This is a genomic window from Mesorhizobium sp. M1142 (assembly GCF_040318565.1).
Classification (GTDB): domain Bacteria; phylum Pseudomonadota; class Alphaproteobacteria; order Rhizobiales; family Rhizobiaceae; genus Mesorhizobium.
Map to the genome: position 1 here is coordinate 1 of NZ_JAMYMK010000046.1, position 9,189 is coordinate 9,189.

Annotated in this window: 9 protein-coding genes; 7 read left to right on the forward strand and 2 right to left on the reverse strand. The window is 63.8% G+C overall.

Annotated features, from left to right (window positions below; translation table 11 throughout):
• Positions 1-497: 497 nt before the first annotated feature.
• Positions 498-806, reverse strand: a complete 309-nt coding sequence (locus NKH42_RS30450; protein ID WP_352691934.1) for a hypothetical protein — start codon at positions 804-806, stop codon at positions 498-500.
• A 132-nt stretch (positions 807-938) separates the two neighbouring features.
• Between NKH42_RS30450 and NKH42_RS30455 the strand changes: the two genes are divergently transcribed.
• The 6 genes from NKH42_RS30455 (at position 939) to NKH42_RS30480 (ending at position 6,681) form a co-directional block, all read left to right on the forward strand.
• The gene (locus NKH42_RS30455; RefSeq protein ID WP_352691932.1) at positions 939-2,378 is read left to right on the forward strand and encodes a LuxR C-terminal-related transcriptional regulator; all 1,440 of its coding nucleotides are present in this window, start codon (positions 939-941) and stop codon (positions 2,376-2,378) included.
• 92 nt (positions 2,379-2,470) lie between these two features.
• Entirely contained in the window at positions 2,471-3,235 is a 765-nt protein-coding gene (locus NKH42_RS30460) for a pseudouridine synthase (RefSeq protein WP_352691930.1), read from the forward strand.
• 156 nt (positions 3,236-3,391) lie between these two features.
• Positions 3,392-3,739, forward strand: a complete 348-nt coding sequence (locus NKH42_RS30465; RefSeq protein ID WP_352691928.1) for a hypothetical protein — start codon at positions 3,392-3,394, stop codon at positions 3,737-3,739.
• Positions 3,740-4,294 (forward strand): RES family NAD+ phosphorylase, encoded by a 555-nt coding sequence (locus NKH42_RS30470; RefSeq protein WP_352691926.1) that lies wholly within the window; start codon positions 3,740-3,742, stop codon positions 4,292-4,294. It abuts the gene before it with no gap.
• Between the two features lie 228 nt (positions 4,295-4,522).
• A complete protein-coding gene (locus NKH42_RS30475; protein ID WP_352753638.1) occupies positions 4,523-5,917 on the forward strand; it encodes an NfeD family protein in 1,395 nt (464 codons plus the stop codon).
• Positions 5,914-6,681, forward strand: coding sequence for a slipin family protein (locus NKH42_RS30480; RefSeq protein ID WP_352705623.1), 768 nt, complete (start codon positions 5,914-5,916; stop codon positions 6,679-6,681). The genes NKH42_RS30475 and NKH42_RS30480 overlap by 4 nt, the downstream gene beginning before the upstream one ends.
• Positions 6,682-6,853: 172 nt before the next feature.
• Here NKH42_RS30480 and NKH42_RS30485 read toward each other — a convergent pair whose 3' ends face one another.
• Positions 6,854-7,783, reverse strand: coding sequence for a LysR family transcriptional regulator (locus NKH42_RS30485; protein ID WP_352740126.1), 930 nt, complete (start codon positions 7,781-7,783; stop codon positions 6,854-6,856).
• Between the two features lie 105 nt (positions 7,784-7,888).
• On the opposite strand from NKH42_RS30485, the gene NKH42_RS30490 reads away from it, so the two are divergent.
• Positions 7,889-8,899 carry a zinc-dependent alcohol dehydrogenase family protein gene (locus NKH42_RS30490; RefSeq protein WP_352753642.1) on the forward strand — a complete coding sequence of 337 codons (1,011 nt, stop codon included), beginning with the start codon at positions 7,889-7,891 and terminating at the stop codon, positions 8,897-8,899.
• Positions 8,900-9,189 lie beyond the last annotated feature (290 nt).

The window sequence follows — 9,189 nt, forward strand, 5'->3', positions numbered from 1 at the left end:
TCACTGAAGTTCTGGAGGATGGCCTCAACACCTTCAGAGCGCCGAATCCCGAGGAATTGATGTCGGCAGCTTCCGAAGTTGCACATACTTAGGCTGCGGAACCAGGCTGCTGAAAGCTCGCTCGACGAGCACCGAACTGTGGTGATTTTGGATTCAACCATCATCGAGATGCTCAGGCGTGGAGAGCTAACGGCCGGCTGGCGTGCCGTCCAAGTGGTACAGCGCGTGGTCCAGGCGGAGTGGCGCGTGGTCGTCTTCGATCCCCATCAAATCCCCCGCATGAGTTAGGACGTCCCGTGGGCACTGGGATGGTTTGCTGCCCGGGTGTGTACCCGGCGCGTTTACCTGAGGTGTCGCCCGGTGTCGGGCGGCAGCATCGGGAAGGTTCCTGGGCGCGTTGAAAGCGCACGGCGCTGAGCGGATCAAGATGGATCCGGCGCGGTCTTCTGCTCAACATTGCCGAAAGCTTGCGCCGCAAAGGGGCGGATCGCTGGTTGCTAGCGGGCGGCGAGCTTGTCGGACCGTTTGCAATACAGGCGGACGCCGACAGGCACGATCTCATAGCCGGCGTCGTTCAACTGGAGTTTCATCTCCTCGAAATGCCGCTTTGAGCCGCTGACGATCGATTCAGGCGTGTAGTCCCAGCCGTTGCGGGCGGCATTGGCCAGGATGTCGGCGTAGAGTCGCATGCTCGTGATTTTCACATCCGATTCCAGCACCTGCCTGCATCCTCTTGCGAACGACGGCGACAGACCCGCCGAAGAACTCAAAATCGCGCATGCAATAACGACCGAAACGGTACGCATGGAAGCCCTCCCCTGACCACAGCTGTTGCTGCGGGCGACCTTGCAGTTTGTGCGTCAGCGGCGGCATCGGGCAGATGCAGTATTCGACCTCCTGCATTTGTAGTATTCTTCCGCTGGGGACGGGGTTCCAGCATGATGCTCAACGACGCTTCGAAAGCCCAGGCGCTCGACGCCTTGTCGGGTCGCGAGCGCGCGGTTGCGGAAAAATTCGCGTCCGGTATGACTTACCGTGAAATCGGCAAGGCGCTTTTCATTGCCCCGACCACAGTTCGCACTCACCTTGCGAGCATCTACGAAAAGCTCGGCGTACGGACGAAGATCGGGCTTGCGACCTACTTTAGCGGTGTCCCGCGCGCGTCGCAGGAAGCGCTTTTGCCTTTGTCCGAAGCCCCGCCAACGCTTGCCATATTCCCGATTGAATGCCTCAATTCCGAAGAGCGATGGCGTCGCTTTGCCGATGGCCTGTCGTCGGACATCACCATCGACCTGGCGCGCTACGCAGGCTTGCCTGTCATAGCCTTTCACACGATGAAATCACTGGGCAGCAAGCCGGCCGATTTTGCCGCGGACGGTAAGACGCTCGGCGTCACCTATATAGTTTCGGGCCGGTTGCGCGCCGACGACCAGAGGGTTCGCTTGACGATAGAGCTTGCCGATGCTCGTAACGGCGTCAGCCTGTGGAGGGAGCGCTACGACCGGCCTGTCGAGGACATTTTCGAGCTGCAGGACAGCCTGACCGAAAGCATCATCAATGTGTTTGCCGGCAGTTACGGAACCCTCGCCACCGTCGGCCGCAACGCGGTTCGCCGCAAGCCGCCGGCCAGCCTGCGCGCCTATGATTGCTATCTGCTCGGTGTAGAACAGCACACGACGTTCAGCCGCGCCGGCAATGCGGCGGCGATCCGTCTGTTTTTACGAGCGCTGGAGCTTGACCCCACTTTCGCCAACTGCTGGGCCGAACTCGCCTATGCCTATTCGATCGAGGCCTGCAACGGCTTTGGCGACGACGTGCTGACCTCGATCGAGAACTGGCGGACGGCGGCTGAAAACGCACTGCGCCTCGACCCGACGGACAGCTGCGCCCACGCGTGCCTTGGCAACCTCAGAGCATGCCTTGGCGATCTCGAAGGAGCGGAGCGCGCCCACCGGCGCGCTCTCGAATACGGCTTCAATCATGCCGGCATATTGCCGCTACTTGCCGGCAGCAAGGCGCTTGTCGTTGGCGATCCGGCCGAGGCAATTCCGCTCATCGAGCGTGCCATGCGGCTTAACCCACTGGCCCCGCCCTGGTATTTCGGCATGCAGGGCCGCATTCTGTTCGCCGCCGGCAGACACCGGCAAGCCATTGCAGCGCTCCGCCGGAGTTCGCCGGAGTCGCCGGACGTGCTGATGTTTCTCGCGCTCGCGCATGCGGCCACGAGTGAGGCCGGCAAAGCGGCCAGGTTTGCCGCCCGTTTGAAAGCCGAATTCCCCGAATTTTCGGTCGAACGCTTCATCACTGCCTATCCCGTGACCAATCCGGATGCCGTGCTGGCCATACGCGACGCCGCAAGGCTGGCAAGGCTCATCTAACTGGCCGCATGCATCCGAGGCGACATTCCAGTCCTTGCGTGGACACAGTCGGCAGCCGGTTATACTGAAAACGCGTAACGAGAACCAACGCCATGTCGCCGCGACCGAACATTGCCCGGCAGCGCCCTGCCCCCGGGACCCAACCTCCCGGCGTCAGCCTCTGTCGCGCGCTGTCGAAGCTTGGCCTTTGCTCGCGCAAGCAGGCCGAGCTTCTGGTTGCAGAGGGCCGCGTGCGGGTCGCCGGCAAGATCGTGCGCAACGGCTCGATGCGCGTCGATCCAGGCCGCGACCGCATCGAGGTCGACGGCCGCCGCGTCGCCGCCGAGCGCAAGGTCTATCTGATGCTCAACAAGCCGCGCGGGCTGGTCACCACCCGTGACGACCCGCAGGACCGCGGCACCGTCTATGATTGCCTGGCCGGGCTCGACCTGCCTTTCGTCTCGCCAGTCGGCCGCCTCGACAAGGCCAGCGAAGGCCTGCTGTTGATGACCAACGACACGCGCCTCGCCCAGCGCCTGCTCGACCCCGCCTCACATGTCGCCAAGACCTATCACGTGCAGATCGGCGCCCTGCCCGACGAGGCCATGCTGGCGCGGTTGCGCGCCGGCGCGACAGTCGACGGCGAATTGCTGACGGCCCGCTCGATCGAGTTGCTGCGCGGCGGCACCAGCACCGCCTGGCTGGAAATCGTGCTCGACGAAGGCCGCAACCGCCATATCCGCCGGCTGCTCGCCGCCCACGATATCGAGGTACTGCGCCTGGTACGGATCGCGATCGGATATCTGCAACTCGGCGACCTTGCCAAGGGCAAGGTACGCCATCTGACTGCCGAAGAGCTGGCGCTGCTTCGGGCCTGAGCGACCAGGCACTGGAGACCCCCCGAACCGAAGCGGCAATTGACATTTGCATCTCTGTTTCATATTTTCCATTTGTGAAACTGAAATGCGCCGATGCAGTCAAAGTGTCAGGCTGACACGCATGGGCGAAGCTGGCTTGGAAGCCGGAGAGAAAACATGGCTACGGCGTTTCGGGCGGTTCCCAGATTCCTGGACGAATTGGGCACGTTTGGCGGTCTCAAGGGAACCGATATTGCAAACATCACCGATGTGTCCAAGGCCACGGTTTCGAGGTGGAAAGCCGGCGACATCAAGCCCCAGCCGCGCAGCGAGCTCATTCTATCGGACCTGCACTATATCGTCGGCCGACTGCAGGAATTCTACGAGCCAAGCGATATCCGCACCTGGCTTTACGCTCGCCACCCGCAATTGAACGGTGAAAGGGCGATAGATCTCATTCACGACGACCGTGCTCTCGACGTGCTCAAAGTCATCGATCGGCTTGAGGACGAGGTCTTTCTCTAGTTGGCGATCGCCGGTCGGAAACGACGTGATAGCCGGCTCATCGACGCTATCGAGGCAATAGTTCCGGTCGAATACTCCGGAACGGTTTGGCGTGTGGTGCGCCAGGGCCGCAGCCCGGTCCAGTGCTCGAGCTCCGGTGGCCGTTGGGACGATGGAACATTCGACGTGCTCTACACCTCGCAAGAGCGCGAAGGTGCCTTGAGCGAGATGAGATTCCACCTGACGCGCGGGCAGCCAGTGGTCCCTTCGCGTGTCAGATACAATCTCCTTGAGATCGATCTTGCTTTGGACCGGACGCTCAGACTGCTCGACCTGGCAGCCTTGCAGACCCTTGGCCTCGACACCTCGCGCTACGGGCAGCTTTCGTATCAGGAAAAGCACGCCGAATATCCGAGGTCGCAAGACATCGGCGAGGCCGCGCATTTCCTCGATTATGACGGTCTGATCGTGCCCAGCGCGCGATATGACTGCCTGAACGTCGTCGCGTTTTGTGATCGGCTGCCGGCCGGAGCGATAACGACAAGAACCGATCACGGGGAAATCGACTGGACTTAGCGGCGGCCCCGCCGCCGTCGGGTGCGGCCGCCGACCTCGTCTATATGGCGCAACATGCCGTCGGGTCTGCACAGCCGCGGAACGTGCCCGATTGGCGGAGCTTCTCGGTGGCGTAGCCGCCGCTGAGCAGGCCGACGCCCAGCAGGACCGTGCGATGCGTCACCCGCCGCGAAGCGTCATGGATTTCGGCAAAATCCAGCCCATATTCCTAGATGTGGAGCTTTGAGCGTGAAACTCGCGCGTGCGGTCCTGCTTGCCGCGGCTTTCGTGGCTGTTGCGGCCGTTTGTCCCTCTTCCGCAACCGGAGAGGCGGACGGCCGGGAGAAAGTTGTGCTGCGCGTCGAGATAGACGGCGCCATCGGTCCGGCGAGTGCCAGGCAACTCGAGGAAGCGCTGGCGGTGGCCGCGGACCGAAATGCCCAGGCTCTCATCCTGCAGATGGACACGCCCGGCGGGCTGGTCACCAGCATGCGCGAGATGATCGCCGGCATTCTCGCCTCGCCGGTTCCCGTCATCGGCTATGTCGCGCCGGCCGGCGGGCATGCGGCGAGCGCCGGAACCTATATCCTCTACGCCACCCATCTGGCGGCGATGGCGCCCGGCACCAATCTGGGCGCGGCAACGCCGATCGAGATGGGCGGGCCGCTGCCATCGTTTCCCGACGGCGGCAAGAACGATGGCCCCGAGGCGGACAAGGACAAGAAGAACGCGCCCGCGGGCGATGCGATGATCGCCAAGGCGACGAACGATGCCGTTGCCCTGATCCGCAGCCTGGCTGAATTGCGCGGGCGCAATGCCGAATGGGGAGAAAAGGCCGTGCGCGAGGCGGCCAGCCTGTCGGCCGGCGCGGCACTGCAGCAGCATGTCATCGACTTCGTCGCCCGCGACACCACCGAACTGCTTCAACTGGCCGACGGCCGGACAGTCGAGATCGTCGGCAAAAAAGAGGCAATGGCGACGAAAGGACTGCCGGTCGAAACGCTCGAGCCAGGCTGGCTCATCCGGCTTCTCGCCGTGATCACGGACCCGAACATCGCCGTCATCCTGATGCTGGTCGGCGTCTATGGCCTCGTCTTCGAATTCACGAGCCCGGGCGCGGTCGCACCCGGCGTGATCGGCACGATTTGCCTGCTGCTCGGGCTCTATGCGCTCAATCTCCTGCCGATCAGTTATGCCGGCCTGGCTTTGATGCTGCTTGGCATCATCTTCCTGGTCGTCGAAGCCTTGAACCCGACTGTGGTCCTTGGGCTGGGAGGCGTGGCTGCGTTTCTGCTGGGCGCAGCCATGCTGCTCAGGATCGAGGGGCCCGGCTTCGAGATGTCGTGGGCCGTTATCGGCACCGCCGCCGTCCTGACGCTCGGCCTGGCACTGTTGACCGGCAGCTATCTGTGGGCGGTCCGCAAGAACGTTCCGCGTGTTGGGGCACAGGCCATGCAGGGTCTGCCGGCGGAGGTCCTCGACTGGCAGGGCTGCGAGGGCCACGTGCTCGCCCGGGGCGAGCGCTGGCGGGCAAAAGCCGACGAACCGCTTGCAGTGGGCGACAGCGTCGAGGTGGCCGATGTCAGAGATCTTGTGCTGACGATACGGCGCCGCAATGTGAGAAGCGATGGAGCAAGGCAATGATCATCGGTTATGTGGCCTATCTGGCAGCAGCGCTCGTCGTGGTCATGTTCCTATCCGCGGCCATTCGCATCCTGCGGGAATATGAGCGCGGCGTGGTCTTCACGCTCGGCCGCTTCACCGGGGTCAAGGGCCCCGGCCTTATCATCCTCATCCCCTTCGTGCAGCAGATGGTGAAGGTCGACCTGCGAGTGGTGGTCCAGGACGTGCCGCCGCAGGACGTGATCTCGCGCGACAACGTCTCGGTGAAGGTGAACGCGGTGCTGTATTTTCGTATCGTCGACGCTGAGCGGGCGGTGATCCAGGTCGAAGACTTCATGACCGCCACCAACCAGCTGGCACAGACCACGTTGCGCTCGGTGCTCGGCAAGCATGAGCTCGATGAAATGCTGGCCGAACGTGACAAGCTTAACAGCGACATCCAGGAGATCCTCGATCAGCGAACCGATGCCTGGGGCATCAAGGTCTCCGATGTCGAGATCAAGCATGTCGACCTCAACGAGAATATGGTCCGCGCCATCGCCAAGCAGGCCGAGGCCGAACGGCTGCGGCGTGCCAAAGTGATCAATGCCGACGGCGAACAGCAGGCGGCGGCAAAACTCGTCGAGGCCGGCAAGATGCTGGCCGAGACACCGCAGGCCATGCAGCTGCGCTATTTCGAGGCTCTCCATGACATCGCCGGTGAGCGCTCGTCGACGGTCGTGTTTCCGGTGCCGATGGATCTGCTCGGTCATTTCATCAAGCAGGGTGGAGGCGGAGGCGGCTGAGCGCGTAATCTCCCGCCTCGAGGAGGAGATGGCCGCGAAGCGGCCAGAGGGGGTCGTCTCACATAGATCGCCGACGCCTTCCCTACGAGAGACGGCGCTGACGCTCCACGCGCCGCGACCCCCTCTGTCGCCTTCGGCGACATCTCCCCCTCAAGGGGGGAGATCAGCACCCTCACCTCCGCCACGGCGGGACCGGCGCAAAGCGTTTGCCGATCCAGTCGGCGAAGGCACGTGTCTTGGCGGCTTGCCCCTTGGCCGAAGGCATGACGACATAGACGGCGCCCTCATCGGCAAGCGTCCAGTCCTCCAGCACTGGCACCAGCCGGCCGTCGGCGAGCTCGCGTCCGACCAGCCAATCCGTGCTCATCATCAGCCCGACGCCTTGCACGGCGGCTTCGACCAGCACCTCGGCATCATCGGTGACCAGGGGGCCGGAGACCTCGATACTGACGCGCCGGCCCGAACTGTCGGTCATCTCCCAGGCCGGAAAAGTCTGGAAGCCTGAGAAACCGAGACAGCTGTGTTCCAGCAGCGCTTCAGGTTCGGTCGGCGTGCCCCGGCGGGCGAGGTAGGACGGCGCCGCGCACAGCAGCCGCCGCCGTGTCGCGACCTTGCGCGCCACCAGCCGCGAATCCTCCAGTGCGCCGAGACGCACGGCGACATCGAAATTCTCGGCGACGAGATCGACGAAACGGTTGGAGAACTCGGCCTCGATACGAACGTCGGGAAATTCGGCGAGAAACTGCGGCAGCAGCGGGGCGATCCACATGCGCCCGAACGAGCCGGGCAGCGCCAGCCGCAGCACGCCGCGCGGCCCGCCGCCGGCATGCGCCGACGCGGCAGCCTCGGCTTCGTCGACCGCGGCCAGGATGGCGCGGACGCGGACGAGAAATTCCGAACCCGCCTCGGTCAGCGACACGCTTCGCGTCGTCCGGTGCAGCAGGCGCACGCCCAACCGCTCTTCCAGCGAGGCAAGGCGCCGCGACAGGATCGTCGCGTCGCGGCCGATGCGAGCCGCCGCCTTGGTGAAGGAGCGTGCTTCGGCGATTGCCGCGAAGGCGGCCATTTCGGCCAATGCTGCCGGTTCGTACGATTGCTGCATCAGACGCAGAGCTCAAATGTAAAAGCCAAGGATTATATACCAATAGCGCAGCAGGTAGTTTCACTCAATCCCGGCCCGTCAATCGGCCATTAACCGGAGTGAGACATGAAAGCGATCGAACTGACTGCCCCGAAACTGGACGCGTTTCGCGCGGCCACCGTTCCCACGCCTGAACCGCAGCGTGGCGAAGTGCTGATCCGCCTGCGCGCCGCAAGCCTCAATTTTGTCGATGTCGCGGTAGCGAGCGGCAACTATCCAGGTCCGAGCTTTCCGCTCATTCCCGTCGTCGACGGCGCCGGCGAGATCGTCGGCATCGGCGAGGGCGTGTCGAGGGTCGCCATCAACGACCGCGTCATCGCCCACGCAAAACCGCGCTGGATCGGCGGCCGTCCTCGGCCTTACGAGACAAGAGAGATGCGCGGCCTGACGCTGCCCGGCTCGCTCGCCGAGTATGTCGCGCTGCCGGCCAATGCCGTCGTGCCGATGCCGGCGCATCTTTCCTTCGAAGCGGCAGCGACGCTGCCGATCGCCGGCACCACCGCATGGAATGCGATCCGCGCCGCCGATGCCGGGCCGGGATCGGTCGTCGTCCTGCTCGGCACCGGCGGTGTCTCGATCTTGACCCTGCAGCTGGCCAAGGCAGCCGGCGCCACGGTCATCATCACCTCGTCGTCTGACGAAAAGCTGGCCCGCGCCAAGGCTTTGGGTGCTGATCACCTCATCAATTATCGTGAGACGCCGGACTGGGACGCCAAGGTGCTCGAGTTGACCGATGGCCTCGGCGCCGATCTGATCGTCGAAACCGGCGGCTCGGCCACCTTCGCCCGCTCCATCAATGCCGCGGCGCCTGGCGGCACGGTGTTCGCCATCGGCTTCGTCACCGGCGCCGAGGCCACCACGAACCTGCTGCCTATCATCATCAAGGCACTCAAGGTGGTGGGCAACAACACCGGTTCGGTATCCGACCTGCGCGACGCGGCGCGCGCCATCGGCGCCGCCCATATCGATCCGGTCATCGACACGGTCTACAGCCAGCACCAGGCGACCGAGGCCTACGCCCATATGGCAGCTGGCGGCCGGCATTTCGGCAAGCTTGCGTTTACGCTTTCGTGGTGAGCCTGGAGAAGGCGCCGTCGCTGAAGCTGCCGATCTCCCCCCTCGTGGGGGAGATGTCCGGCAGGACAGAGGGGGGCGCGAAGGATCGCCGGCATTCCGGTCGACCTATGATGAGCTGAGAAATTTGGGCAGTTATGTGAACTGCGATGGAAGAGGTCGGCGGGACAGCGCCCCTCTCTGGCCTGCCGGACATCTCCCCCACAAGGGGCCTGTTGCGCAGTAACCGGGGATGTTTGGATGGGGCGGGATCGCAGGGATTTCGCTCGTCTTTGTGAGCTCCGCCCCCTTGT